General features: G+C 72.5%; 21 protein-coding genes. 8 read left to right on the plus strand and 13 right to left on the minus strand.

The window, feature by feature from the left end; all coding sequences use genetic code 11:
- Positions 1-15: 15 nt before the first annotated feature.
- Positions 16-3,162 (minus strand): isoleucine--tRNA ligase, encoded by a 3,147-nt coding sequence (gene ileS / locus ACTMTF_RS02070; protein WP_441108946.1) that lies wholly within the window; start codon positions 3,160-3,162, stop codon positions 16-18.
- A 429-nt stretch (positions 3,163-3,591) separates the two neighbouring features.
- Here ileS and ACTMTF_RS02075 point away from each other — a divergent pair, with 429 nt between their 5' ends.
- Genes ACTMTF_RS02075 through ACTMTF_RS02085 form a run of 3 tightly spaced genes read left to right on the plus strand, consistent with a single transcriptional unit; the run spans position 3,592 to position 5,445 of the window.
- Positions 3,592-3,981, plus strand: coding sequence for a TraR/DksA family transcriptional regulator (locus tag ACTMTF_RS02075; protein ID WP_397000851.1), 390 nt, complete (start codon positions 3,592-3,594; stop codon positions 3,979-3,981).
- Entirely contained in the window at positions 3,945-4,532 is a 588-nt protein-coding gene (locus ACTMTF_RS02080) for a signal peptidase II (RefSeq protein ID WP_441108947.1), read from the plus strand. The genes ACTMTF_RS02075 and ACTMTF_RS02080 overlap by 37 nt, the downstream gene beginning before the upstream one ends.
- A complete protein-coding gene (locus ACTMTF_RS02085) occupies positions 4,516-5,445 on the plus strand; it encodes an RluA family pseudouridine synthase (RefSeq protein WP_397000847.1) in 930 nt (309 codons plus the stop codon). The genes ACTMTF_RS02080 and ACTMTF_RS02085 overlap by 17 nt, the downstream gene beginning before the upstream one ends.
- A 4-nt stretch (positions 5,446-5,449) precedes the next feature.
- On the opposite strand, the gene ACTMTF_RS02090 is transcribed toward ACTMTF_RS02085, so the two are convergent.
- Genes ACTMTF_RS02090 through ACTMTF_RS02115 form a run of 6 tightly spaced genes read right to left on the minus strand, consistent with a single transcriptional unit; the run spans position 5,450 to position 11,996 of the window.
- Positions 5,450-6,820, minus strand: a complete 1,371-nt coding sequence (locus ACTMTF_RS02090) for a protein kinase domain-containing protein (RefSeq protein WP_441109811.1) — start codon at positions 6,818-6,820, stop codon at positions 5,450-5,452.
- A 51-nt stretch (positions 6,821-6,871) separates the two neighbouring features.
- Positions 6,872-7,183, minus strand: a complete 312-nt coding sequence (locus ACTMTF_RS02095) for an AzlD domain-containing protein (RefSeq protein WP_397000843.1) — start codon at positions 7,181-7,183, stop codon at positions 6,872-6,874.
- A complete protein-coding gene (locus ACTMTF_RS02100) occupies positions 7,180-7,842 on the minus strand; it encodes an AzlC family ABC transporter permease (RefSeq protein WP_397000841.1) in 663 nt (220 codons plus the stop codon). Before ACTMTF_RS02100 ends, ACTMTF_RS02095 begins: the two co-directional genes overlap by 4 nt.
- A 28-nt stretch (positions 7,843-7,870) precedes the next feature.
- The gene (locus ACTMTF_RS02105) at positions 7,871-8,701 is read right to left on the minus strand and encodes an AraC family ligand binding domain-containing protein (RefSeq protein ID WP_441108948.1); all 831 of its coding nucleotides are present in this window, start codon (positions 8,699-8,701) and stop codon (positions 7,871-7,873) included.
- Positions 8,698-10,227, minus strand: coding sequence for a serine/threonine-protein kinase (locus ACTMTF_RS02110; protein ID WP_441108949.1), 1,530 nt, complete (start codon positions 10,225-10,227; stop codon positions 8,698-8,700). The genes ACTMTF_RS02105 and ACTMTF_RS02110 overlap by 4 nt, the downstream gene beginning before the upstream one ends.
- A gap of 8 nt (positions 10,228-10,235) precedes the next feature.
- Positions 10,236-11,996, minus strand: a complete 1,761-nt coding sequence (locus ACTMTF_RS02115) for a protein kinase domain-containing protein (RefSeq protein WP_441108950.1) — start codon at positions 11,994-11,996, stop codon at positions 10,236-10,238.
- A gap of 284 nt (positions 11,997-12,280) precedes the next feature.
- Here ACTMTF_RS02115 and ACTMTF_RS02120 point away from each other — a divergent pair, with 284 nt between their 5' ends.
- Entirely contained in the window at positions 12,281-13,117 is an 837-nt protein-coding gene (locus ACTMTF_RS02120; RefSeq protein ID WP_397000831.1) for a chorismate mutase, read from the plus strand.
- Here ACTMTF_RS02120 and ACTMTF_RS02125 read toward each other — a convergent pair.
- Together ACTMTF_RS02125 and ACTMTF_RS02130 are read right to left on the minus strand one after the other, a co-directional pair.
- Positions 13,071-14,255, minus strand: a complete 1,185-nt coding sequence (locus ACTMTF_RS02125) for an SGNH/GDSL hydrolase family protein (protein ID WP_441108951.1) — start codon at positions 14,253-14,255, stop codon at positions 13,071-13,073. The two genes, ACTMTF_RS02120 and ACTMTF_RS02125, sit on opposite strands and share 47 nt — an antisense overlap.
- Positions 14,256-14,309: 54 nt before the next feature.
- The gene (locus tag ACTMTF_RS02130) at positions 14,310-15,701 is read right to left on the minus strand and encodes an amino acid permease (protein WP_441108952.1); all 1,392 of its coding nucleotides are present in this window, start codon (positions 15,699-15,701) and stop codon (positions 14,310-14,312) included.
- A gap of 211 nt (positions 15,702-15,912) precedes the next feature.
- Here ACTMTF_RS02130 and ACTMTF_RS02135 point away from each other — a divergent pair, with 211 nt between their 5' ends.
- Positions 15,913-17,283, plus strand: a complete 1,371-nt coding sequence (locus tag ACTMTF_RS02135; RefSeq protein WP_441108953.1) for an amidase — start codon at positions 15,913-15,915, stop codon at positions 17,281-17,283.
- On the opposite strand, the gene ACTMTF_RS02140 is transcribed toward ACTMTF_RS02135, so the two are convergent.
- Positions 17,280-17,846, minus strand: coding sequence for a hypothetical protein (locus ACTMTF_RS02140; RefSeq protein ID WP_441108954.1), 567 nt, complete (start codon positions 17,844-17,846; stop codon positions 17,280-17,282). The two genes, ACTMTF_RS02135 and ACTMTF_RS02140, sit on opposite strands and share 4 nt — an antisense overlap.
- Before the next feature lie 63 nt (positions 17,847-17,909).
- Here ACTMTF_RS02140 and murA point away from each other — a divergent pair, with 63 nt between their 5' ends.
- Positions 17,910-19,220 carry a UDP-N-acetylglucosamine 1-carboxyvinyltransferase gene (murA, locus tag ACTMTF_RS02145; RefSeq protein WP_441108955.1) on the plus strand — a complete coding sequence of 437 codons (1,311 nt, stop codon included), beginning with the start codon at positions 17,910-17,912 and terminating at the stop codon, positions 19,218-19,220.
- A 52-nt stretch (positions 19,221-19,272) separates the two neighbouring features.
- Positions 19,273-21,699, plus strand: a complete 2,427-nt coding sequence (locus tag ACTMTF_RS02150; protein WP_441108956.1) for a transglycosylase domain-containing protein — start codon at positions 19,273-19,275, stop codon at positions 21,697-21,699.
- Between the two features lie 77 nt (positions 21,700-21,776).
- Here the strand turns inward: ACTMTF_RS02150 and ybaK are convergent, their stop codons facing one another.
- The gene (gene ybaK / locus ACTMTF_RS02155) at positions 21,777-22,271 is read right to left on the minus strand and encodes a Cys-tRNA(Pro) deacylase (protein ID WP_441108957.1); all 495 of its coding nucleotides are present in this window, start codon (positions 22,269-22,271) and stop codon (positions 21,777-21,779) included.
- A gap of 20 nt (positions 22,272-22,291) precedes the next feature.
- Positions 22,292-23,026, minus strand: a complete 735-nt coding sequence (locus tag ACTMTF_RS02160; RefSeq protein WP_441108958.1) for an AraC family transcriptional regulator — start codon at positions 23,024-23,026, stop codon at positions 22,292-22,294.
- Positions 23,027-23,079: 53 nt separating this feature from the next.
- On the opposite strand from ACTMTF_RS02160, the gene ACTMTF_RS02165 reads away from it, so the two are divergent.
- Positions 23,080-24,240, plus strand: a complete 1,161-nt coding sequence (locus ACTMTF_RS02165; protein WP_441108959.1) for an MFS transporter — start codon at positions 23,080-23,082, stop codon at positions 24,238-24,240.
- A 37-nt stretch (positions 24,241-24,277) separates the two neighbouring features.
- Here ACTMTF_RS02165 and ligD read toward each other — a convergent pair whose 3' ends face one another.
- Entirely contained in the window at positions 24,278-25,306 is a 1,029-nt protein-coding gene (gene ligD / locus ACTMTF_RS02170) for a non-homologous end-joining DNA ligase (RefSeq protein ID WP_441108960.1), read from the minus strand.
- Positions 25,307-25,310: the final 4 nt, after the last annotated feature.

A 25,310-nucleotide genomic window follows, 5' to 3' on the forward strand; every position in this document is an offset into this window, starting at 1 on the left:
GCCGGCCGTGGGAGGTCAGGCGCGGCGGAGTTGGAAGGTGAGGCCCAGGTCGGTGTCCGTGTGGGACGGGAGGCCGGGCTGCTCGCCCTCCGTCAGGGACGACGCCAGGACCTCGTCCGCGACCAGCCCGCCGCCCGAGTGCAGGGCCTGCGCCAGGTCGGGGCCGGCGGCGGTCCACCACAGGTCGATGCGGTCGGTGATGGCCAGGCCGGTCGACTTGCGGGCGTCCTGCACCAGGCGGATGACCTCGCGCAGCAGGCCCGCCTGACGCAGCTCGTCGGTGAGCTCCAGGTCGAGCGCCACCGTCTCGCCGGTGCCCGTGTCGATCGCGCCGGTCTCCACCGCCCAGCCGGAGCGCGGCTGCTCGGTGACGATCACGTCGTCGGAGCCGAGCGTGACGGGGCCGAGCTCGGCTGCCTCCACGGTGACCGTCTCGCCGGAGCGCAGGGCGCGGGCCAGGGTGGTGGCGTCGGCGGCGCCGACGGCGGCGGCCACCAGCTTGGTCTGGGAGCCGAACCGCTTGCCGAGCGCCCGGAAGTTGGGCTTGACGGTGTAGGAGACCAGGTCGGCGCTGAAGCCCGACATGTCCTGCAACGCCAGGACATTCAGCTCGTCGGCGATGAGATCACGCAGCTCGCCGGGCAGCGACGGCCAGTCGTGCGCGCCCACCAGGGCGCGGCCGAGCGGCTGCCGGGTCTTCACGCCGGAGGAGGCGCGAGCCGAGCGGCCCAACTCCACCAGCCGCCGCACCAGGGCCATCTGCTGCGACAGCGCCGGGTCGAGCAGGTCGTCGCGTACGGCGGGCCAGGTGGTCAGGTGCACCGAGGTGGGGGCGTCGGAGCCGCGCAGCACGTCCCACAGGTAGTCGGTGACGAACGGCGTGAAGGGCGCCATCAGCCGCGTCACCGTCTCCAGGCACTCGTACAGGGTGGCGAACGCCTCCGGCGACCCTTGCCAGAACCTGCGGCGCGAGCGGCGCACGTACCAGTTGGACAGGTCGTCGAGGAACTCGGCCAGCCTGCGTCCGGCCCGCTGGGTGTCGTACTCGTCCAGCGACGCGGTGACGTCGGCGACCGTGCGGTGCAGCTCGGCCAGCGCCCAGCGGTCGAGCAGCGGGCGCTGCGCGGCCGGGGGCGCGTCGGCCAGCCGGGCGGGCGACCACGACTCGGCGTTGGCGTAGAGGGTGAAGAAGGAGGCGGTGTTCCAGTAGGTCAGCAGGACCTTGCGGACGATCTCTTCCAGCGCGTTGTGGCCGACCCGGCGGGCCGACCACGGCGAGCCGCCGCAGGCCATGAACCAGCGCAGCGCGTCGGCGCCGTGCTCGTCCATCAGCGGCAGCGGCTCCAGGATGTTGCCCAGGTGCTTGCTCATCTTGCGGCCGTCCTCGGCCAGGATGAGCCCGAGGCAGAGCACGTTCTCGTACGAGGACTGGCCGAACACCAGCGTGCCCACGGCCATCAGCGAGTAGAACCAGCCGCGGGTCTGGTCGGTCGCCTCGCAGATGAACTGCGCCGGGTAGAGGCCCTCGGGCTTGCCCGCCTGCCCCCACTGGGCGAACGGCATGGAACCGGAGTCGTACCAGGCGTCGATGACGTCGGGCACCCGGCGGGCCTCGGCCGAGCAGGTCGGGCAGGGGAAGGCCACGTCGTCCACGAACGGGCGGTGCGGGTCGAGCGCCGACAGGTCCTCGCCTGCCAGGGCGCCCAGCTCCGCCAGGGAGCCCACGCAGGTCACGTGGGACTCGTCGGCCGTGCACACCCACAGCGGCAGCGGCGTGCCCCAGTAGCGTGAGCGTGACAGCGACCAGTCGACGTTGTTGCGCAGCCACTCGCCGAAGCGGCCCCACTTGATCGTGTCGGGGTACCAGTTGGTCTTGGCGTTCTCCGCCAGCATCTGGTCCTTGACCTCGGTGGTCCTGATGTACCAGGACGGGAGCGCGTAGTAGAGCAGCGGCGTGTGGCAGCGCCAGCAGTGCGGATAGCTGTGGTCGAAGTGGCCGCCGCGGAACAGCAGGCCACGGCCGCGCAGGTCCTCGGTGAGCGCCTCGTCGGCGTCCTTGAAGAACTGCCCGCCCACCATGGGCACGTCGTCGAGGAAGCGCCCGTCGGGGCCGATCGGGTTGATCACCGGCATGTCGTAACGCCTGATGACGGCCAGGTCGTCGGCGCCGAACGCGGGCGCCTGGTGGACCAGGCCGGTGCCGTCCTCGACGGTGACGTACTCGCCGAGCACCACGTAGTGGGCGTCGGGGACGTCGACCAGGTCGAAGGGCCGCTGGTAGGTGGTGCGCTCCAGCTCACGGCCGGTGAGGCGGGCCACCTCGGTGGCGTCCTCGCCGAGCACCGGCAGCAGCGGCTCGGCCACCACCAGCACCTCGCCGTCCGCGGTGCGCGCGGCGACGTAGGTGACGTCGGGGTGTACGGCGACGGCGGTGTTGGAGACCAGCGTCCAGGGGGTGGTCGTCCAGATCAGCAGGGAGGCGCCCAGCTCGGCCAGCGGCCCGGAGGTCACCGGCATGCGGACGTACACCGACGGGCTGGACACGGTCTCGTAGCCGCCGGGCTGGCCCAGCTCGTGGTCCGACAGGCCGGTGCCGCAGCGCGGGCAGTAGGGCGTGATGCGGAAGTCGCGGAACAGCAGGCCCTTGTCGAAGACGACCTTGAGCGACCACCAGACGGCCTCGATGTAGGCGGGGTCCATGGTCCGGTACGCCGTCGACAGGTCGATCCAGTAGCCCATCCGCTCGGTGAGCTGCTCGAAGGCGTCGACGTGCCGCAGCACCGACGAGCGGCACTTGGCGTTGAACTCGGCGATGCCGTAGTCCTCGATGTCGCGCTTGCCGGTGAGGCCCAGCTCCTTCTCGACGCCGACCTCGACGGGCAGGCCGTGGCAGTCCCAGCCGGCCTTGCGGGGCACGCTGAAGCCGCGCATCGACTTGTAGCGCGGGAACAGGTCCTTGAAGACGCGCGCCTCGACGTGGTGGACGCCGGGCAGGCCGTTGGCGGTGGGCGGGCCCTCGTAGAAGACCCAGGACGGGTTGCCCTCGTTCTGCTCGATGGAGCGTTCGAAGATCTTCCCGTCCCGCCAGCGGTCCAGGACCTCGCGCTCGAGCGCGGGCAGGTCGACCTGCGCGGGAAGAGAGCGGAAAGATGGCGAAGACATGTCGGGCGGGACCTCCACGCGTCACAGGCCGGTAGACGGGCTTTGCGTGAAGGGACGAAGCCGGTGGGGCTCCGCGGTACCACCCTTCTTGGCCTCGGGTGAGGCCCTCTCCATTCGGGGTGCGGCCGGGTCTAGTGAGCTCGATGCGAGCCGTTCTTCCGGCGGCTCCGGGGTGATATCCCTCACAGGAGGGCCCCATCAACGCCTTGCAGCTTCACACCATAACGCAGAGTGGCCCGGAAGGCTTCCACGTCTCCCGCCCCCAGAGGCGACAAAGTTGTGGGAATGGAGTCGGCTGAGAAGGAGTTAGCAGGGCGAGGCGGGATAGTACAGGAGAGGTAAACCGTCCGGCGGGTCGTTTGCCGTTCCGTTATCGGAGACCTAAGCTGCCCGCACGATTCAAGGGCCTTGATCAGCATGGAGGCAGCCATGGTGGCAGTCACGCAGACCGCTACACCGTCGATGTGGTCGAAGCAGGAGCTGGCCGAGGTACGCGGCACGCTGCAGAGCGAGATCGAGGAGCTTAACGCGGACATTCTCCGCCATGAGTCCGAAATCGCATCGGGAGACGTCACTCAAGGGGCCGGCGACGACCAGGCGGACGCCGGCGCCAAGACCTATGAGCGCGAACGCGAGATCGCCCTTACCCTGAATGCACGCGACCTGGTCGCGCAGAACGAACGTGCGATCGCCAGGATCGACGCAGGGACTTATGGAGTGTGCGAATCGTGCCACAAGCCGATCGGCAAGGAGCGCCTTCAGGCGTTCCCGAGGGCGACGCTGTGCGTGGCCTGCAAGCAGAAGGAGGAGCGCCGGTAGGCAGGCGGCGAGGCCGGCTGCTGGCCGCACTCACCGCGCTGGCGGCCGTCCTCTACGCGTCCGACGTGATCACCAAGACGGTGGCGCTGAAGACGCTGGAGGGTGAGCCGCCGTTGGTGGTGATCCCCGGTGTGCTGCAGTTCAGGCTGATCTTCAATTCGGGCGCCGCGTTCAGCATCGGCACCGGGATGACCTTCATCCTCACCCTCGTCGCCGCCGGTGTGGTGGTCGCCATCATCCGGGCGGCGCGTAAGCTGGGTAGTCTGCCGTGGGCGATCACGCTGGGCATGCTGCTGGGCGGCGCGCTCGGCAACCTCACCGACAGGCTGCTGCGCTACCCGTCGGGCTTCGGCAGGTCCACGCAGCTCCAGGGACACGTGGTCGACTTCGTCGAGGTGCTACCGGGCAACTTCCCGGTGATCGACTACTTCCCGATCTTCAACGTCGCCGACTCGGCGATCGTGTGCGGCGGCATCCTCGCGGTCATCCTGGCCTGGCGCGGTTATCAGCTTGACGGGACGAGGGAGGGCAAGAGTGGCCGAGCAGCGTAGTCTCCCCGTCCCCGACGGGCTGGAAGGCGAGCGGGTCGACGCGGCGCTGTCCAGACTGTTCGGGTTCTCGCGCACCCGCGCGGCCGAGCTGATCGGCGCCGGCGAGGTGCTGGTCGACGGCAGGCAGCCGGCCAAGTCCGACCGGGTGCACGCGGGCGCCTGGCTCGACGTGACGCTCCCGCCCCCGGTGAGCACCCCCATGCCGGTGGCCGAGCCGGTGCCGGGCATGCGCATCGTCTACGAGGACGACGACATCGTGGTGGTCAACAAGCCGATCGGCGTGGCCGCCCATCCGACCGTCGGCTGGACCGGCCCCACCGTCCTGGGCGGCCTGCTCGGCGCCGGGCACACGATCGCGACCAGCGGCGCGGCCGAGCGCCAGGGCATCGTGCACCGGCTCGACGCCAACACCACCGGCGCGATGGCGGTGGCCAAGAGCGAGCACGCCTACTCCCACCTCAAGCGCGCCTTCAAGGAGCGTACGGTCGACAAGCGCTATCACGCGCTGGTCCAGGGGCATCCCGACCCGTTCAGGGGCACCGTGGACGCGCCGATCGACCGCCACCCGGCGGGCGACGGCAGGTGGGCGGTGGTCGCGGGCGGCAAGGCGTCGATCACCCACTACGACACGATCGAGGCGTTCCGGGCGGCCTCGCTGCTCGACATCAAGCTGGAGACCGGCCGCACCCACCAGATCCGGGTGCACATGTCCGCGCTGCGCCACCCGTGCGTGGGCGACATGATGTACGGCGCGGACCCGACGATCGCCGCCCGGTTGGGCGTCAGCAGGCAGTGGCTGCACGCGGTCTCGCTCGGGTTCGAGCACCCCTCCACCGGCGAGTGGATGTCGTTCAGCACCGACTACCCCGACGACCTGCAGAAGGCCCTGGACGCCGTACGCGCGGAGTCCTGACGCCTCAGGCCCGGTCCCGCTTGTCCTTCTTCGGCTTCTTGCCGGGGTTCTCGCGGGCCTCCTGGCCCTGCCCGTTCCCGTCGTCCGGGTCCACCTGGCCGGGGGTCTTCGTACGATCGTCGTCCTCGTTCTCCGGACTGTCACGGGTGTCCGGCGTGGTCCGTTCGGGCTCCTCGCGTTCCGTGCGGGTGGACCTGGTGGGCTCGGGCCGGGCCTGCTTCTTGGACGGCTCGGCGGTGGGTCCCGATTCGTCGCGGCGGGGTGAGTCGTACATCGTGCGGGGTGAGTCGTACACGGTGGGGGATGGGTCGGCGCGCCGGGTGGCGGTGCTGGACGGTGGCGGGTGGGTCGTCTCGGTGGCGGTGCTGGGAGCCGGGCTCCGGGGGGAGCCGGGTGATGACTGCACCACCGCCGGCCCGGGCGGTGGGGCACTCGTCTCCGCGGGCCGGTGCGACCACCAGGCCGCGCCCCCGGTCACCAGTGCCACCATGACCGTGCCCACGCCCAGCGCGAGCAGCGGCGGCTTGCGCTTGCCCGGCGGCGTGGCCCGGCCCTGGGCCGTGACCGGCATCGGCACCGGGCCGGTCGCCTCGGGCGCGTTGCCCGCGATGATCGCCGACAGCCGCCGCTCCGCCTCGTCCAGCGACATCCGTTCGGCGGGGTCCTTGCGCAGCAGGCCGAGCAGGACGGGACCGAGCACGCCCGCGCGGGCCAGCGGAGCCGGCTCGGCGTGCATGACCGCCCCCAGCGTGGCCAGCGCGTTCTCGCGGTGGAAGGGGGAGTGACCCTCGACGGCCACGTAGAGCGTGACGCCCAGCGCCCACAGGTCGGAGGCCGGCTGCGCCTGGCCGCCCGCCGCCCGCTCCGGCGCCATGTAGGCAGGCGTGCCGACGAGCACCCCCGTCCTGGTCACGGGGGCCTCGTCCTCGGTGGTGGCGATGCCGAAGTCGGTGAGCACCGCCCGGCCGTCCTCGCTCAGCAGCACGTTGTCGGGCTTGACGTCCCGGTGCAGGACCCCCGCCGCGTGGGCCGCGCGCAGCGCCTCCAGCATCTGCAGCCCGATGTGCGCGACCTCCACGGGGAACATCGGCCCGTCGTCGCGCACCAGCTCGCCGAGGGTGCGGGAGCGGACGAGCTGCATGACGATCCACGGGTGGCCGTGCTCCTCCAGCACGTCGTACACCGCGGCGACGCAGGGATGGGCGACCCGGCCGGCCGCCCTGGCCTCACGGAAGGTCCGTACGGTGAAAAGGTCGCGTTCGGGTCCGGTCAGATCGGGGGGAGGGAGGACCTCCTTGAGCGCCACGTCGCGGCCGAGCACCTGATCATAGGCCTGCCAGACGGTGCCCATGCCGCCCCGGCCGATCGTCCTCACCAAGCGGTAGCGGCCTCCAACAATCCCCACAGAATCGGACATGCGGGGCGACTACCCCAAAAGGACTCGGACAAGCGCGGTCGTGGCAGCCGCCGCCGCCAGGACGACCAGGAACGGGGCACGCAGCAGCAACGCGATCACCGCGGCCGCCAGACCGCTGGTCCGGGCCGGGTCGAAGGCGAGCGCGCCCTGCTGGGTGAACATCTGGACGGCGATGAGCGCCGCCAGCAGCGTCACCGGCACCAGTTCCGCGAAGCGGCGCACCACGGGATGGTCGAGCACCTGGCGAGGGGCCGCGAGCCCGGCCAGTTTGAGCGCGTAGCAGCCCGCGCAGACGGCCGCGATGGCCCACCAGAGCGTCATCGCGCCAGCACCACCAGGACGGCCAGGGCCGACAGCAGCACCGGCACCCCCGGCGGGAAGAAGGGCGTGGCCAGCAGCGCGATGGCCACGCCGCCCACGGCCAGCCAGCGCAGCTCGGCGCTGCCCGCCAGCCGCGGCCACAGGATGGCCAGGAACGTCGCGGGCCCCACCACGTCGAGCCCCAGCATGCCGGGGTCGCCGAGCGCGGAGGTGCCGAGCGCGCCGGCGAGCGTGGTGAGGTTCCAGGTCACGTAGAGGGTGCCGAACGTGGTCGCGAACCCGGCCCGGGCCGCCTCCGGGGTGGGCTGGGCGAGCGCCACGGCGGTGGTCTCGTCGATCACGCCGTGCGCGGCCACCAGCCTGCGCGGCCCGCTCACCTTCAGCACATCCGCCATCCGCAGGCCGTACAGCGTGTTGCGGCCACCGAGCAGCAGCGCGCCCGAGGTGGCGGAGAGCAGGTCGCCGCCCGCGCCGACCGCGCCGGTGAGCGCGAACTGGGAGGCGCCGGTGAAGGCCAGCAGGCTCAGCACGCACGCCTGCGGCACGCTCAGCCCCGCGGTGATGGCCGCGGCGCCGAAGGCGACCCCGGACAATCCCACCGCCAGGCCCACCCCCAGGCCGTCCCGGATGGCCGCGGAGCGAGATGTCGTCTGTTCCATGTCACCCGAGGGTATGTCCAGGTCAGGACTATTTCTTGTACGTTCCTGCGGCCCGTTGGTAGGCGGCCGGAGGGACGCCGACGACGCGTTTGAAGTGGCGGCTCAGGTGCGCCTGATCGGTGAAGCCCACCTCGGCGGCCACCCGCGCGGGCCGTACCCCTGACCGCAGGAGGCTGCGGGCCCGCCGCACCCGCAGCGAGTTGAGGTAGGCGTGCGGCGGCAGGCCGGTCGCCTCCTTGAACGCGCGCAGCAGCGGGAACGGCCTGGCCCCGACCACCCGCGCCAGATCCTCCAGCGTCGGCGGGTCCACCAGGCGCTCGTGCAGCACGTCCAGCGCCGCGCGCACCGCCCGCGCCCCCTCCGGGGCGAGCGCCACGGCGGGGCGCGGCGTGGCGTAGCGGGTCAGCAGCCGCGCGAACAGCGTCCGCGTCATCGTGGAGGCGGCCAGGTCATCGCCGCGCTCGGTCGCCCGGTGCGCGCTGTCCATCAGCGCCGCCACCGCCGGATCGCGCACGACCTGCTCGGGGAAGTTCGGGGTGCCGTAGGTCAGGCCGAGCTCGGTCGCGATCTCACCGATCGCCTCCACCGACGGATAGAGCATGCGGTACGCCCAGCCGCCCGCGGTGCCGGCCTGGCCCGTGTGCGCCGAGTCGGGGTTGACCAGCACCAGCTCGCCCGCGCCCGCCCGGTGCGTGGTGCCGCGATACTCGAACTCCTCCACCCCGGAGATGATGACGCCGATGGCGTAGCCGTCGTGCACGTGCCGGGAGAAACGGTGGGTGACGTAGCGGGCCTTGAGCAGGTCGACCTCCGGCACCGCCGGGTGCCGCCAGAAGCGTGCCCGCTCCCCGTCGCTCACGGTGTCCCGGCCTCCGCGCGGAAGCTGCCGACGAAGGCGTCGACGTAGTGCCGGTCCTTCGACCAGCGGGAGTGGGGCGTCTCCCAGTAGAGGGCGAAGTAGCGGCCGTCCGCGGTGCGGAAGCCCCGGTTGATCACGTGGATGCGCTCACCTTCGCGCACCCGGGTGAACTCCCAGTCGGCCGCCTTCCGGCCGAGATAATCGACCGGGCGGATGCCGATCCGCTGGTAATCCTTGAATTCGCCCAAGCCGATGAGCTCCCGCTCCAGGGCCGTCCAGTGCCGCACGGCGCTGGTCCACTGCTGGTCCGGGACGGTCCACTCGACGATCATCGAGCCGGTGGTGCCGGGGCCCGACAGGGTGACGCTGTCCCTGGTGGAGTGCTTGGCGGCGCGCCAGCCGCGCGGCATGGCGATCGTGAAGTCCCCGTCGTTGTTCCGGTAGGAGCGCCAGCCGTCGGGCAGCCGCGGGGACGGCGCGGGAGTGGGGCCCTTGGTGGGTTTCTTGGTCGGCTGTGCCGTGGTCGTGGTGGGGGTCTGGGACGGGGTGTGGGTCGGTGTGGACGGGCCCGCGACCCCCGTCCCGGGCGTGGACGTCGCCCAGCTGGCGAACAGCGCGCCGCCCGCGCCCAGCACGACCACCGCCACGGCGGCCGCGACCACCATGACCCCCCGGCGCCGGCCGGGCGGGCGCGGCCGGGTGACGGGAACCGTGCTGTCCGGCGCGGCGGCGGCCCCGGCCAGCAGTTCGGCCGCCTGCGCCGCGGACATCCGGGCGGTCGGGTCGCGCCGCAGCAGCCCGACGATCACCGGCGCGAGGCTCCCGGCCCTGCGCGGAGGCTCCAGCGGGTCGCGCAGCACCGCCGCCACCGTGGCCGCCCACGACTCCCGCCGGAACGGCGGGGCGCCCTCCGCCGCCGCGTAGAGCGTCGCGCCCAGCGACCACAGGTCCGCCTCGGGCCGGGCCGGCTCGCCGTTGAGCCGCTCGGGCGGCATGTAGGCGGGCGTGCCCACCAGGCCCCCGGTAGCCGTCAGGCCGGCCTCGGTCTCCAGGGTGGCGATGCCGAAGTCGGTCAGCACCACCCGGCCGTCGTCGGCGAGCAGCACGTTCTCGGGTTTGACGTCGCGGTGCAGCACCCCGGTGGCGTGCGCGGCCCGCAGCGCGTCGAGCACCCGCGCGCCGATCGTCGCCACCTGCGGCACCGGCAGCGGCCCGCTCTCGCGGATCACCTCGGCCAGCGACCGGGAGCGGATGAGCTGCATGACGATCCACGGGCGCCCGTCCTCCTCGACGACGTCGTGGATGACGATCACCGAGGGATGGTCGAGGCGGCCCGCCGCCCGCGCCTCCCTGATGGTCCTGCTGTTGAGCTCGGCCCGTCGCTTGTCGCCCACCCCGGTGTAGCGGACCTCCTTGACCGCCACCAGACGGTCGAGCAGCTCGTCGTGGGCGCGCCAGACCACGCCCATACCGCCTTCACCGAGAGGCTCGATGAGGCGGTACCGGCCCGCGACCTGCCTGTCCACGCACGCACCTACCGGTCGGGTTTGAAGGTCGCGCAGAAGGTCTCGAAGAAGTGGTAGTCCTTCTTCCATCTGCTGTTGAGGTTGTGCCAGTAGATGGAGTAGCCGCGGCCGTTGTCCGTGATGAACCCCCGGTTGCGCACCCTGGTCGGGCCCGTGTTGGTGTTCCAGGTGAAGTCCCAGTCGGCGGCGGCCTTGTGGAAGTCGACCTTCTTGATGCCGATCAACTGGTAGCCGCCGAAGTTGTGCTTGGCGGACTTCTCCTGCTTCTTCCAGTCCGCCAGCGGGTCGGAGCCGGGGTTCGACGCTCTGTCGACGGCCATGAACGCGTTGGAGCCCGCGCCGGGCCCGCGGAAGAAGACCTGGCTGCCCTCGCGTTTGTACTCGTCCCAGCCCTTCGGCAGCGCGATGGTGAAGTCGAGCTTCTTGTCCTTGTAGAGCTTCCAGCCGGCCGGCAGGGCGGCCTCCGTCGCCTTCGGCTCCGTGGGAGTCAGGGTGTCGGTGGGCGCCGCGGTCGGTGACGGGGTGGGCTCGGCGCTGGGCTTCGTCGACGGCGCGGACGGCGGCGCCGAGGCGCCGGACGAGGGCTGCGACGTGCCCGTGCTGACCGCCAGCGAGTGCGGGTCGGCGGCGGGACCGTCGTCCGGGGCCGCGCGCAGCCCGAGATAGCCGCCCACGGCCGCGACCAGCACCACCGCCGCGACCGCGGCGATGACGGGCACCGCCTGCCGGCGGTCGGAGCCGCTCGGCTCGGTCTCCGGGTGGTCCCCCGGAGGCGGCGGCTCCTGGGTGGCGGGCTGGAGCCGGGCCCCCGTCTCCGGCAGTACGGCGACGGGCGGGGCGCTCCTGACCGGTGCCAGGTCGGGGTCCGTCGGCATGTCGTCCTCGACCGCCGGCTGCACCATGGTCGCCGGGGCCCGGGACTCCTGCGGAAGCGGTGCCGGGTCGCCGGAGTAGGAGATGACCCGGCGCAGCAACTGCGCAGCCTCGTCGTACGACAGGCGCTGGACCGGCTCCTTGGCCAGCAGCCCGGCGATCACCGAGGCCAGCGGTCCCGCGTGGGTGGCGGGATCCGGCTCGTCCGTCAGCACGGCGTGCATGGTCGCCAGGGCCATCCCGCGCTCGTGCGGGGAGCGGCCCTCGACGGCGGTGTAGAGCGTGGCGCCCAGCGACCACAGGTCCGATTCGCGGCGCGCGGGCAGCCCCTTGAGCCGCTCCGGCGCGATGAACGCCGGAGTGCCCGCCAGGCCCGTCACCGTCAGCTGCGTCTCGGTCTCCAGCGTGGCGATGCCGAAGTCGGTCAGCACCACCCGGCCGTCGTCGGCGAGCAGCACGTTCTCGGGTTTGACGTCGCGGTGCAGCACACCCGACTCGTGCGCGCGCTGCAAGGCGTCGAGCACGGCCAGGCCGATCTTGGCCACCTTTCGTGGCGGTAGTGGCCCATCCTGCTTGATCACCGTTCCCAGGGAACGTGACTCCACGAGCTGCATGACGATCCAGGGACGGTCGTCCTCTTCGATCACGTCGTGAACGACGATCACGTTGGGGTGCTCGAACCTGGCCGCCGCCCTCGCCTCACGCATCGTACGCCGGTTCAGCAGCTGCACTTCGTCACCCAGAGCGGCGGCATAGCGGACCTCCTTGACCGCGACAGTGCGATCAAGGAGCTCGTCATGGGCTCGCCAGACGATGCCCATGCCACCCTTGCCAATGGGTTCCTGCAGCTGGTAACGACCGGCGATGCGGCGTCCGTCCGGCTTGCGATCCGACATCAACGGCCTCAAACCCTCCCTCTAGGCCAAGAAATACTCCCATAGCGAGGGATCAACGGCGACTCGCCGCAAGGACAGTCCATCATTCGGGAAGCATGTCCAGCAGGTGGAGCCCAGGTGTAAAGTGCAGACATGACTTGTCGCTACGTGTTTACCGAGCCGGCTCCGGGAGGGCCGGTCGTCAGCTAGCGACCACCTGGAGTCGGCAAAGGCAGAGACGCCGCGTCTCTGCCTTTTTGGTTTTTCCGCCGGCTCAAGGGGAGCCGGCGGAGTGGGGAGCCGAGATGTCATCGACCTTGGAACGGCATGTGGTCGCGCTGGGCGCGCAGCGCGTGGGCGGCGGGCCCGCCGTGGTGATCGGCGATCGGGTGAGCCTGCGCGAGCAGCGCGGCGACGCCCGCGAGCTGCTGCCCGAGGGGGTCGCGCTGGCCGAGCCGGCCGGCGTGGACGACCTGCCCGTGATCGCGGCGCGGGCGCGTGGCGTGGTGATCGGGGCGGCGTGGACGCGGGACATCCCGCTGGTGCGCGCGGTGGCCGCGCTGGGGCTGCCGGTGGTGGTGGAGCGCCGCCACGGCGCGGCGCTGGCGGAGTGGCTCGGCGTGGTGGACTACTGCGTCGCGGAGGGCAACGATCAGGTGATCCTCTGCGAGCGTTCGGATCTGGGCCTGCTGCGGGCCGCGCGGGCCGCGTCCGGCCGCCCCGCCCTCGCCGACGTGTCCGGAAATATCGGTCTTTGTACGGCTGCGGTGGCGGCTGGGGCGGACGGGCTCATCGTGGACGGCACCCCGGCGGGCCGCCAGGAGGCGGAGGAGGCCGTGACCCTCGTCGGCGCCCTGCTCCGCCCCGAGGCCCCGGCCACGCTGCCCGAGTGCAGGCAGGCCATCGACCGCGTCGACGCCGCCCTGGCGACCCTGCTGGAGCGCCGGGCCGAGCTGGCCGGCATCGTGCAGCGGCTCAAGCCCGTCGGCGGCTTCGCGGGCCGCGACCACGCCCGCGAGCGCGACCTGGTGGCCCGGATGGCCCAGCGCGCCCCCGGACTGGGCCAGGAGCGCCTGGCCCCGATCATGAACGCGGTCATCGAAGCGGGCCTGCACCTGGCAGAGGAGCGCGCGACCGGCTGACGGCGGCCGTCGTGAGCCGGAAGTCGTTCATGGGGCGGCCCGGTCCGGCGGCGATCTGGCGGTTGACGAGCTCGGCGAAGCGGCGGTAGCCGTCGGCCGTCGGGTGGAAGCTGCGCGGCTCGACGGTGAACTCGCCGAGGTCCACCATCAGCCCGTTCACGTACGGCCGCGGGCTGCCCACCTCGTGGCCGTCGAACGCCTCGTGGGCGTCCACGTACTCCACACTGCCCGGAGCCCCGAAGGCGACGATCTGTCTTTCGAACTCGCCCGCCACCGTGGCCACCACGTCGTTGAGCCGCCGGGTCATGGCGTTGATCCAGCGCTGGTCGGCGGCGCTGAGGTTGCTGACGGAGCCGGACGGGCCGGCGGGGAACGGCCGGGGGTAGCCGAGCACGATGACGCGAGCCCGCGGCGCCCGGCTCCTGATCTCCCGCAGCACCTCGCGCAGGCTGGGACGCAACCGCTCCAGACGGCGCGTCACCTCGGCCTCCTGGTCCACGCAGGCCGAGGACCAGGGCAGCTTGGCGATGCAGGCGGTCAGCACCGGGACGAACCCGGCGTCGTTGCCGCCGACGCTCACCGTCACCAGGCTCGTCGTCGCGTCCACCCGGCTGATCTGGGGGCGCTGGCCGTACTGACCGCGCAGGATCTGGCGGGTGGTGGCGCCGCTGCAGGCCCAGAAGCCGGTGCCGCCGCCGAAGCGGTGCGCGCCCGCGACCAGCGGGACGTAGGAGCCCTCGGCGCGGTGGCAGCGGTCGGCGCCGCCGTTCAGCGGCGCGCCGCCGGCGACGTAGACGCCCTCGCCCGAGGAGTAGGAGTCGCCGAGCGCCACGTAGCCGCCTGAGAGCGCGACCTGCGCCGGCGTCAGGCGGGTCAGCCGGGGGAGCGCGGGCGGCTCCTCGCCGCCCTCACAGACCTCGCCGAGTACGGCGCAGCCCAGCCAGGCCGGGAGCCCGAGCGGTAACGCCGCCAGGGCCAGCGCCACGCCGAGCGCCGCCGCGACGACCATCCCGGCCACCCCGGTCATCCTGGTCGCCGCGGCCCTTCTGATCGTTCCGGCCAGGTCGGCGAGTCCGGCGATCCCGCGCGCCGCTCGCGTCTTCTCGTCCAGCGCGCTCTCCCCCGGGTCGTCGGCCATCGCCTTCGAGAGTAGATCCGCGCGGCCCGGGACGCCGCGCGACCGGCGCGTCGTTCACTCGGCGGGATTGACCGCCGGGCTCGCCGTCGCCGCGGCGGCGGCCGCCGCGGCCGCGCGCCTGCGGCTGAGCACCAGCCAGCCGAGCGCGATCGCCCCGATCAGGACGGGGACGAGGAAGAAGGCGACCCGCTGGTCGGCGTCCGCGAACGGCATCAGCAGCACCACCAGCGCCAGGAAGGCCAGCGTCAGCCAGTTCGTGTACGGCGTGCCCGGCATCGGGAACGACGAGCGGTGCCCCGACTTCCGCAGCCGCAGCTGGCAGTAGACCAGCGTGCCCCAGGTGGTGACCACACCGAGCGAGGCGACGGCGGTGGCGATGTTGAAGGCCCGCTCTGGCAGGAAGTAGAACAGCGCCACACCGCCGAGGAACATGGCGGCGGTGAACACGATCCCGCCGATCGGCACGTGCCGGGCGCTGAGCGTCCCGGTGAAGCGCGGCGCCTCCCGGTTGCGGGCCATCGACCGCAGGATGCGCCCGGTGGCGTACAGGCCCGAGTTGCACGACGACAGCGCGGCGGTGATCACCACGAGGTTCATCGCGTCGGCCGCCCACGGCACGCCCAGGCCGGCGAAGACCGTGACGAACGGCGAGGTGCCGGCCTCGTACGCGGTCCACGGCAGCACCATCGACAGCAGCACCACCGAGCCCACGTAGAAGATCGCGATGCGCCACACCACGCCGTTGATCGCCTTCGGCATGATCTCGTGCGGCCGGGCGGTCTCGCCCGCGGTGATCCCGACCAGCTCGATGGAGGCGTAGGCGAACACCACCGACTGCAGGCTCATCAGCACCAGCGGGAACCCGGTGGGGAAGAACCCGCCGTGGGAGACGAGATTGTGCGGCCCGGCCTGGCCCACCGACGCGACCACCAGCACCAGCCCGACCACCAGGAATGTGACGATGGCCAGCACCTTGAGCATCGCGAACCAGAACTCCAGCTCGCCGAAGAGCTTCACCGACAGCAGGTTCACCACCAGCACGAAGCCCAGCGCGATCAGCGCCGTCACCCACTGGGGGAAGGCGGGCGCCCAGTAGTGGACGTACAGGGCGATCGCGGTCAGCTCGGCGATGCCGGTGAAGGCCCAGTTGATCCAGTACATCCAGCCGCTGGCGAAGGCCGCCCACGGCCCGACGAACTCGCCCGCGTACTCGACGAAGGAGCCCGAGGCGGGGCGGTAGAGGACCAGCTCGCCGAGGGCCCGCATGACGAAGAACGCGGCGATCCCGGCGGCGGCGTACGACAGCACGAGCGCCGGGCCCGTGGCGGCGAGCCGGCCGCCGGCGCCGAGGAACAGGCCCACCCCGATCGCCCCGCCGATGGCGATCATCTGGACCTGCCGGTTGCCCAGAGCCTTGCTGTAGCCCTCGTCCGTCTCCGCGCGCACGCAGTGTCTCCTTCGTCACAGTGGGTGACGTCGACGATATCGGGGGGAGCGGCGCGGGCAGGTCCGGCACGCCGTCGCATCCGGCGCCCGAAGTGTCGGCCGGGACCACTAGAGTCGAAGCGCACACCGGATCGGATCGGAGGCGCCGCTCCATGTCGTCCAGCGACTCCTCGCCGTCGTGGCGGGGGAGCGAGTGGGGCGGGGGCGCGGCATGACCGAGCTGCACTACCTCACCGCCTCCGAGCTGGCGCGCCTGATCAGGGCACGGCAGGTCAGCGTGGTGGAGGTGCTCCAGGCCCACCTCGACCGGGTCGAGCGGGTCAACCCCCGGGTCAACGCGATCGTGACGCTGACGGCCGAGCGGGCGATGGCCGCGGCCGTGGCCGCCGACGCGCGGGAGCCGGTGGGGCCGCTGCACGGGGTGCCGGTGGCGCACAAGGACCTGGTGGACACGGCCGGGATCCGCACCACGTACGGCTCGCCGCTCTTCTCCGGAAACATCCCGGACAAGGATGACGTGATCGTGCGGCGGCTGCGGCAGGCCGGGGCGATCAGCGTGGGCAAGACCAACACGCCCGAGTTCGGCACCGGGTCGCACACGGTCAACGAGGTGTTCGGGGTGACCCGCAACCCGTACGACCTGTCGAAGTCCGCCGGGGGGAGCAGCGGCGGCGCGGCGGCGGCGCTGGCCTGCGGGATGGTGCCGCTGGCCGACGGCTCCGACATGGGCGGCTCGCTGCGCAACCCGGCCTCGTTCTGCAATGTGGTGGGGTTGCGGCCGACGCCGGGGCGGGTGCCGAGCCCGTCGGAGACCGCCGCCTGGTACACCTTGTCGGTGCAGGGGCCGATGGCCAGGACGGTCGAGGATCTGACGCTGATGATGTCGGTGATCTCCGGCTTCGACCCGCGCTCCCCGTACTCCATCATGGAGAGGTTCGCCGCCGAGCCCGAGGAGGGCGTGGCGGGGCTGCGCGTCGCGTGGAGTCCCGACCTGGGCGGGCTGCCGGTGGACGCCGCGACCGCGGCGGTCACCGCGACCGCGCCGGGCGTGTTCGAGCGGCTCGGCGCACACGTCGAGCAGGTCGAGCTCGACCTGTCGGACGCCGAGGACGCCTTCCGCACCTACCGCGCCTGGTTCTACGCGCTGTCCTACGGCGAGCTGGAGGGGCTGGGCGCCAACACCGCCTGGAACGTCGAGCGGGGCCGTCAGGTCACCGGCGCCGACCTGGCCCGCGCCGAGCGCGCGCGCAGCGGCCTATACCAGCGGATGGCCGCCTTCTTCGACCGCTACGACGTGCTCATCGCGCCGGTCAGCCAGGTGCCGCCGTTCCCCGTCGAGGACCCGTACGTCCGCGAGATCAACGGCGTCCCGCTCCCCGACTACCTGACGTGGATGCGCTCGGCCTACTGGATCAGCGTCCTGCACGCGCCGGCGGCGTCGGTCCCGGCCGGGTTCACGCCGTCGGGGCTGCCGGTCGGGGTGCAGATCGTCGGACGTCCCTTCGCCGACGCCCGCGTGCTGCGCGTGGCGCGCGCGTTCGAGCGCGCCACGGGGTTCGGCGAGCGCCGCCCGCCGCTCTAGTCGCCGCGCGGCGGTGGCTCACCGATCCGGTACGGGTCCGCCGCGGGCGTTCCCGGGCCGATCCCGTACGGAGTGCGCAGCGGCGACTCGCGATAGCCGTGCATGCCTTCGAGCAGCCCGAACAGGCCGACGGCGAGCAGCGGCCAGGACACCAGGACGCCGTCGGCCGTCAGCGCGAGCGGCCCGGCGACGAGCGTGACGCCGGGCGCGGCCGACGCCTCCACCGCGACCACGCCGAGGGTGAACGTGGTGCCCGTCCAGAGCGTCACGAACGAGGCGAGCACGCCGCCGGCGCACAGGCCGAGCAGCACGGCGAGCTGCCGACGGCGGCTCAGGAACCAGCCCAGCGCGCCGCAGGCCAGGCCGAGCCCGCCGGTGATGGTGGCGAACCAGCCGTCGGCGGCGATGAGCGTCTGCGTCGCGGGATCGGCGAGCACCGAGGCCTGGTCGGTGATCCGGTAGGGCGGCCGGGGAGACAGGGCGGACCAGACCAGCCCGGCGGGGACCCCCAGGGCGGCGAGTGTGAGGACGGTGACCGCGAAAGCGCGAATGTGCCTCGCCACGCCACTCCCCTTCACATCGGCGTCCGAACCAGATCGATGGTATCTCCCGGTTAGGCTCACTTCGTGATTGAAGAGAAGCTCTGGCACATCGAACCCTCTGGCCCGCTGCGAGGCGACGTCGTCGTGCGCGGCTCCAAGAACGGCGTGTCCAAGCACATGGTGGCCGCCATGCTGGGCAGCGGCGAGAGCACTATCCATAACGCCCCCGAGGTGGGCGAGGTGGGCATCACCGCGGACATGCTCACCGCCCTGGGCATCAACGTGGAGATCGGCCGTACGGAGATCCGCATCGAGCCGGGCGCCGAGATCAGGCCGCGTGTGCCTGACGCGTTCACCGGGCTCAACCGCATTCCGATCCTCATGCTGGGCCCCCTGCTGCACCTGGCGGGGGAGGCGTTCGTGCCGCTGGTGGGCGGCGACCCGATCGGGCGGCGGCCGGTCAACTTCCACGTCGAGGCGCTGCGGGCGATGGGCGCCGAGGTGGAGGTGGGCGACACCGGCATCTTCGCCAAGGCCAAGCGGCTCAACGGCACCCGGCTGGAGTTGCCGTACCCGAGCGTGGGCGCGACCGAGACGATCCTGATGTCGGCCGTGCTGGCCGAGGGCAAGACCGTGGTGAAGAACGCCGCGATGGAGCCCGAGGTGGTGGAGCTCGCGCTGTTCCTGCAGCGGATGGGCGCCAGGATCGAGCTGTCGCCCGACCGCAGGATCGTGATCGAGGGCGTCGAGCGCTTGCGCGGCGCCTCCACCTGGCTGGCCGGCGACCGCATCGAGGCGTTCTCCTACCTGGTCGCGGGCCTGATCACCGGCGGCGAGGTGCGGGTGCACGGGTGCCCGCAGGACCGCCTGGTGACCGCGATCACCACGCTGGCCAGGATGGGCGCCCAGTTCGCCATCAACGACGAGTACCTGTGCGCCACCGCCCCGCCCGAGGGGCTGCGCGCCGCGGCCGTGCAGACCGACACCCACCCCGGGTTCATGACCGACTGGCAGACGCCGCTCATGGTGCTGTTCACGCAGAGCCAGGGCATGTCGGTGCTGCACGAGACCGTCTTCGAGAACCGCCTGGTGTACGTGCCCGCGCTGAAGAGCATGGGCTGCGAGATCGAGGTCTTCGACCAGTGCCTCGGCGGCCCGGCCTGCCGCTACCACGACACCAACGCCAGGCATTCGGCGGTGGTGCGGGGCGTCTCCCAGCTCAGGGGCGCCGACGTGACGCTGCCCGACATCAGGGCCGGCTTCTCCGCCGTGCTGGCCGCCGCGGTGGCCGACGGGCCGTCCACGCTGCGCGGGGTGCACCACATCGAACGCGGCTACCACCAGCCGTTCGAGCAGTTCGAGTCCCTTGGTCTGAACATCCGCCGAGGACAGTAAAGAATCAACAGCCGGGCGTTTCCCGCTGATCTTCTGGAAGCAGATCATCTGCGTGACTGTGCTCAAATCCATCACCCGGCTCGGGGTGGCGGGGGCGCTCAGCGGGGTGCTGGTGGCGGCGATGGCCGCCCCCGTGGTCAGCGGGGCCGGACTCGCCACGAAGAATGTCGCGACCACCTTCCTCGACCTGCCGCCGGCGCCCCGCGAGGAACCGCTTGCGCAGGTCACCCGGCTGGTGGACATCCACGGCCGGACCTTTGCCCAGTTCTACGAGGCGAACCGGACGGCGGTGCCGCTGGCCAAGGTCGCGCCGGTGATGCGCAAGGCGATCGTGGCCATCGAGGACGCCCGCTTCTACGAGCACGGCGGGCTCGACGTGATCGGCACGCTCCGGGCACTGCTCACCAACACCCAGGCGGGCGGCATCAGGCAGGGCGGCTCCTCGCTCACCCAGCAGCTGGTGAAGAACATCCTGGTGGAGAGCTCACGCACGGACGCCGAGCGGGACCGGGCCCGCGCGCCCAACCTCGCCCGCAAGATCAGCGAACTGCGGCTCGCGCTGGCCCTGGAGAAGAAGTACCGCAAGGACGAGATCCTGGAGAAATATCTGAACATCGCCTACTTCGGCGCCGGGGCGCACGGCATCGAGGCGGCGGCCAGGCGCTTCTTCTCCACCACGGCCGCCGACCTGACCCTGACCCAGGCGGCCACGCTCGCGGGCGCCGTACGGACTCCGTACTCGACCGACCCCTCGCTCGGCGACGCCCACCGGGCGAAGCTGAAGACGCGGCGCGACCTCGTGCTCGACCGGATGGCCGGGCTGAAACTGATCACCCAGCAGGAGGCCGCGCACGCCAAGCGGAGCAAGCTCGCCATCAGGCTGCGCCCCGAGCCCGGCGGCTGCGCGCAGAGCGAGCATCCGTACTTCTGCCTGTACGTGCACCGCGAGCTGATGACGAACGAGGCGTTCGGCAGCACGGCGACGGCGCGGCGGTCGCGGATGGCCAGCGGCGGGCTGGTGATCAGGACCAGCCTGGACCCGGTGGCGCAGCGGGCGGCGGAGCGGGCGATCCGGCAGCGGGTCGCGCCCGCTGACACCGAGGTGGCCGCCGAGGCCATGGTGGAGCCGGGCACGGGCTGGGTCAGGGCGATGGCGGCGAGCAAGAAGTTCGGCCGCAACCCGGGCGACCACAAGAACGGTCCCAGGACCACCTTCAACCTCGTCGCCGACGTACGGCACGGCGGCGGCCAGGGACTCCAGGCCGGGTCCACGTTCAAGGTGTTCACCCTGGCCACGGCGCTGAAGCAGGGCTGGAAGTTCGGCGACGGCTTCGACACGCCAGGGGTGCTGGAGCCGTCGGAGGGCTACCGCGACTGTGCGGGCCGGCCCGTCAACGCGCCGGGGACGAGCATCCACAACGCCAGCGGCGAGGGCAAGGGCGGGCCGTACAGCATCGAGACCGGCACCTGGCAGTCGGTCAACATCTTCTACATGATGCTGGAGCGCAAGGTCGGCCTGTGCAACGTGGTCAAGACGGCCCGGCAGCTCGGCGTCAGGAGGGCCGACGGCACGCCGCTGCGCGAGGTGCCCACGTTCACGCTGGGCGTGAACGAGATGGACCCGCTGACGGTGGCGGCGTCCTTCGCGACGTTCCCGGCCCGGGGCAGGTACTGCCGGCCGCTCGCGATCGTGGAGATCGTCGGCAGGGACGGCGGGCGCACCCCCGTGTCACCCGCCTGCGACCAGGTCATCGACCGGCAGGTCGCCGACGCGGTCAACCACGTCCTGGAGGGCGTCTTCGACAAGGGCACCATGCGGGGGCAGGGGCTCGGCCGGCCGGCGGCGGGCAAGACGGGCACCAACAACGGCTACACCTCGGCCTGGTTCGCCGGTTACACGCCGCACCTGGCGGCGGCGGTCAGCGTCGGCGACATCCGCGGCTCCTACAAACATCCGCTGACGGGGGTGCAGATCGGCGACCAGTACTACGGCTCCGTGCAGGGGGCGTCGCTGCCGGGGCCGATCTGGGTGGACTCGATGAGCGACGCACTGCGCGACACGGAACCGAAGGGTTTCCCCGGGCCGGACATGTCACGCTTCGGCGGCGGGCACACGCCGGGGCTGGAGGAGGCCGAGGAGCGCGAGGCACGCGAGGACCGGGGCCGCCGCCGCGGGGGGCACAGGGCGCACTCCAGGCGGCACGGCGGGCTGTTCGAGTGGCTGCTGGGACGTCCGGACCGCGGTCGTGGCGAGCCGCGCGGCCGCCGGGCACGGCCGGACGCCGATCACCCGAGAGGCGAGCACCCACGACGCCCGCGTCACGACCGCCCACGGGCCTCCCGCGAGCATCCGAGGACGGCCCGGGAGCATCCACAGGCGCGACGGGAGCGACCACAGGCCAGGCAGCGGCACCCGCGCGTGCGACGCGACCACGGACGCGAACCCGCGCACGGCAGGCGCGACCGCCACCATAGGTGAGCCCGCCCGAAGCCGACCGTCGAGCCCGCGCCAGGCCGGGCGGTCGGGCCCGGTCTCCGGTGAGTCCGGCCCGGCGGTCAGGCGGGTTTGCCGATGGGGGCGGTCACGGCTTCGGTGAGGCGGATGAGGTCGGCGGGGGCGGTCTCGATCTGCAGGCCGCGCTTGCCCGCCGAGAAGAAGATCGTGCCGAACTCCAGCGCCGACGCGTCCACCACGGTCGGCAGCCGCTTGCGCTGCCCGAGCGGGCTGATCCCGCCCACGACGTAGCCGGTGACCCGCTCGACCTTGGCGGCGTCCGCCATGGCGGCCCGCTTGCCGCCGAGCGCCGCCGCGAGCGCCTTGAGGTCGAGCTTGCCCGACACCGGCACGACGGCCACCGCGAGCCCGCTCTCCAGCTCCGCCACCAGGGTCTTGAAGATCCGCTCGTAGGGCAGGCCGAGCGCGTCGGCGGCCTCCTCGCCGTAGGCCTGCGCGGCGGGGTCGTGCTCGTAGGGGTGCAGCGTGAACTCCGCCCCGGCCTGGGCCAGCGCCGCGGTCGCGGGGGTGCCGCCGCCCTTGGTCTTCTTGCTCACAGCACTCCAGTGTAGCGAATCTACAATGTAAAGGCGCGGCCTGGGGTGTACCCGAGCGCCCGCCGGAACACGTCGATGAAGGCGCTGGCGGAGGCCCAGCCACAGCGGTGCGCGACAGCCGTCACGCTCATCCCGTCGGCCAGGAGCAGCAGCGCGCGCTGGAGCCGGAGCTGCGTGCGCCACTGCGGGAACGTCATCCCGAGCTCGGCACGGCAGAGCCGGGCGAGCGTGCGGCCGCTGGTGCCGGCCTGGGCGGCGAGCTGGGCCAGGGTGCGGCCGTCGGCCGGATCGTCGCCCAGCATCGCGCAGACGGCCGCCAGCCGTGGATCCCGGGCGGTCGGCAGGTGGAACGGCCGCTCGGGGGAGCGGCGCAACCGGTCGAGCAGGACGGCGAGCAGCCGGTCCCGCTCCGCGCCGTCGCCCGGGTCCGCCGTGTAGGCGATGATCAGCTCGCGCAGCAGCGGCTCGACCGCGAGCACGGCGGGCCTGGCCAGCCCGAGCGGGTCGCTGGTCAGGCCCACCAGGCGCAGGTCGGTGCTGCCGTGGGCGCGGTGCTCGTGCACGGTGCCGGCCGGTATCCAGATGGCCCGGTTCGCCGGGGCCACCCACGTCCCGGCGTCGGTGGTGACCGACAGCACGCCGCGGCAGGCGTACACGATCTGGTGGGTGTCGTGCCGGTGGGCGCCGATGCCGCCACCGGGCGCCAGCGGGCGCCTGCCGGTGGGCGCCTGCGACAGATGGCGAATTTCCAGCATGGATTGGCATTTTATCGGAAGCATGCCAGAGCACCGCGGGCCACCATCGGAACGTGAAGTCGAACAGGATCACGCTTCTCGCGGCCGGGCACGCCTGCGTCGACGTCTACCAGGGGGCGGTGCCGGCGCTGGTGCCGTTCCTCGTGGCCGAGCGCGGCTACGGGTACGTGGCCGCCTCGGGCGTCGTGCTGGCCGCCACGCTGCTGTCGTCGGTCGTCCAGCCCGTCTTCGGCGCGCTGACCGACCGGTGGCGGATGCCCTGGCTCATCCCGGTCAGCATGACCACGGCGGGGCTCGGGGTGGCGCTCAGCGGCGTGGCGGGCTCGTACGCGCTGACCTGGCTGGCCGTGGCGCTGTCCGGGCTCGGCGTGGCCGCCTACCATCCGGAGGCGGCCCGCCTGGCCAGGATCGCCAGCCAGGGCAGTCACGTGCGGATGAGCTGGTTCTCGCTCGGCGGCACGCTGGGGTTCGCCTCCGCGCCGATCATCGTCACGCCGCTGCTGTCGGCCGGCGGACTGGGCGCGTCCCCGTACCTGGTGATCCCCGCCGTGGCGGGCGCGCTGCTGACGCTCACCGTCCTCCGCTCCGTGACCGGGCCGGCGCGGGCGGGCCGCGCGACGCCGCCCGCCGGCCGTGACGACTGGCCGTCGTTCGTCCGCCTGTCACTGGTGATCGTCTTCCGGTCGGTGGTGTACGTCGGGCTCAGCACGTTCGTGGCCCTCTACCTCGGGGGCGGGGCGGCGGGGGCGGTGGCGCTGTTCGTGCTGTTCGCCGGGGGCGCCGTGGGCACGGTGCTGGGCGGCAGGCTCGCCGCCCGCTGGGGCCGGGTGCGCACGATGCGGCTGGCGTACGCGGCCGCCGTGCCGGCCGTGGCGGGGGTGGTGCTGGCGCCGGGAATCGGGGCGTACGTCTTCATCGCGGCGGCGTCGATCACGCTCTACGCGCCGTTCTCGCTGCATGTGACGCTGGGGCAGGACTTCCTGCCGCGCCGGGTGGGCACGGCGGGCGGCGTCACGCTGGGGCTGGCGGTGAGCGTGGGCGGGCTGGCCAGCCCGCTGGTGGGGATGGTGGCCGAGGCGGTGTCGCTGCGGGTGGCGCTGGCGTGCCTGGTGCCGTTCCCGGTGCTGGCCTGGCTGCTCGCCCGCACCCTGACCGAGCCGTCCCAGACGGACGCCACCGGCACGGCCGCCCCACCGGCGGGCCGGAAGGGGTGACGCCCGGCCCCTATGCCCGGCCCGGCCGTTCGGTCGTTCAGCCGACGGCGGACGCGTCGCCGGGCCCCTCGCCGCCGGTCGCGCGCACCTCGCGGGGGTCGCGGTCGGGGCGGAGTCCGCGCCAGGAGGGGTGGCGCAACCTGTTGTCCCCGGTCACCTCGGCGAACTGCACCTCGCCCACCATCACCGGCTCCACCCACTGCGCGTCGCGGGCGAACTCGCGCGGCACCGGCTCGTCGAAGGGCGGGTCGGGCCGTCGCAGCGGGGCCAGCCGCTGGTGCAGGTCCCGGAGCATCGCCTGGGTGAACCCGGTGCCGACGTGCCCCATGTAGAGCAGCCGTCCGGCGTCGTCGTACGAGCCGAGCAGCAGGGAGCCGATCGTCCCGGAGCGCCGCCCGCCCCCGGGCTTCCAGCCCCCGATGACCACCTCGACGGCCCTGACGTTCTTCACCTTGGTCCACTCGGAGGTGCGCTTGCCCGGCCTGTAGGGGGAGGTCAGCCGCTTGCACACGACCCCCTCCAGCCCGAGCCGCCGGGAGAAGCCGAAGGCGTCCTCGGCGTGGTCGCGGAACCACACGGGCACCTGCCACCGGAATCCGGGCACGAAGGTGGCCTCCAGCAGCTCACGCCGCTCGGTGTAGGGCAGCGCGATCGTGCTCCCGCCGGCCTCGCCGTCTTCCAGGTGCAGGATGTCGAAGGCCAGGAAGGTCACCGGCACGGTCCTGGCCAGCTCGGCGACGCTGAGCGGGTTGCGCTGGTGCATGCGCGGCTGGAGGGCGCCGAAGCTGGGGCGCCCGGCCTCGTCGAAGGCCACGATCTCCCCGTCGACGACGGCCGGGCGGCGGCCGGTGGCCCCCGCCATGAGCTGCAGTTCGGGGTAGCCGGCGGTGATGTCCTTGCCGTTGCGTGACATGAGGCGTACGGCGCCGTCGGCGAGGTAGGCGAGGGCGCGGACGCCGTCCCATTTCATCTCGACGGCCCACTCGTCCTCGTCCGTGGACGGCAGGGAGCCGAGCTGGGCCAGCATCGGCGCGTAGGTCGGCAGCGACGCCATGCACGCTGCCATACCC

Source organism: Nonomuraea sp. ZG12 (assembly GCF_052068115.1).
Taxonomy (GTDB): Bacteria; Actinomycetota; Actinomycetes; order Streptosporangiales; family Streptosporangiaceae; genus Nonomuraea.

Coding starts and splice junctions, on each gene's coding strand:
- ACTMTF_RS02125 (WP_441108951.1), bottom strand. CDS start 14,255: ATGGCCGACGACCCGGGGGAGAGCGCGCTGGACGAGAAGACGCGAGCG.
- ACTMTF_RS02160 (WP_441108958.1), bottom strand. CDS start 23,026: ATGCTGGAAATTCGCCATCTGTCGCAGGCGCCCACCGGCAGGCGCCCG.
- ACTMTF_RS02120 (WP_397000831.1), top strand. CDS start 12,281: ATGTCATCGACCTTGGAACGGCATGTGGTCGCGCTGGGCGCGCAGCGC.
- ACTMTF_RS02075 (WP_397000851.1), top strand. CDS start 3,592: ATGGTGGCAGTCACGCAGACCGCTACACCGTCGATGTGGTCGAAGCAG.
- ACTMTF_RS02135 (WP_441108953.1), top strand. CDS start 15,913: ATGACCGAGCTGCACTACCTCACCGCCTCCGAGCTGGCGCGCCTGATC.
- ACTMTF_RS02095 (WP_397000843.1), bottom strand. CDS start 7,183: ATGACGCTCTGGTGGGCCATCGCGGCCGTCTGCGCGGGCTGCTACGCG.
- ACTMTF_RS02115 (WP_441108950.1), bottom strand. CDS start 11,996: ATGTCGGATCGCAAGCCGGACGGACGCCGCATCGCCGGTCGTTACCAG.
- ligD (WP_441108960.1), bottom strand. CDS start 25,306: ATGGCAGCGTGCATGGCGTCGCTGCCGACCTACGCGCCGATGCTGGCC.
- ACTMTF_RS02100 (WP_397000841.1), bottom strand. CDS start 7,842: ATGGAACAGACGACATCTCGCTCCGCGGCCATCCGGGACGGCCTGGGG.
- ileS (WP_441108946.1), bottom strand. CDS start 3,162: ATGTCTTCGCCATCTTTCCGCTCTCTTCCCGCGCAGGTCGACCTGCCC.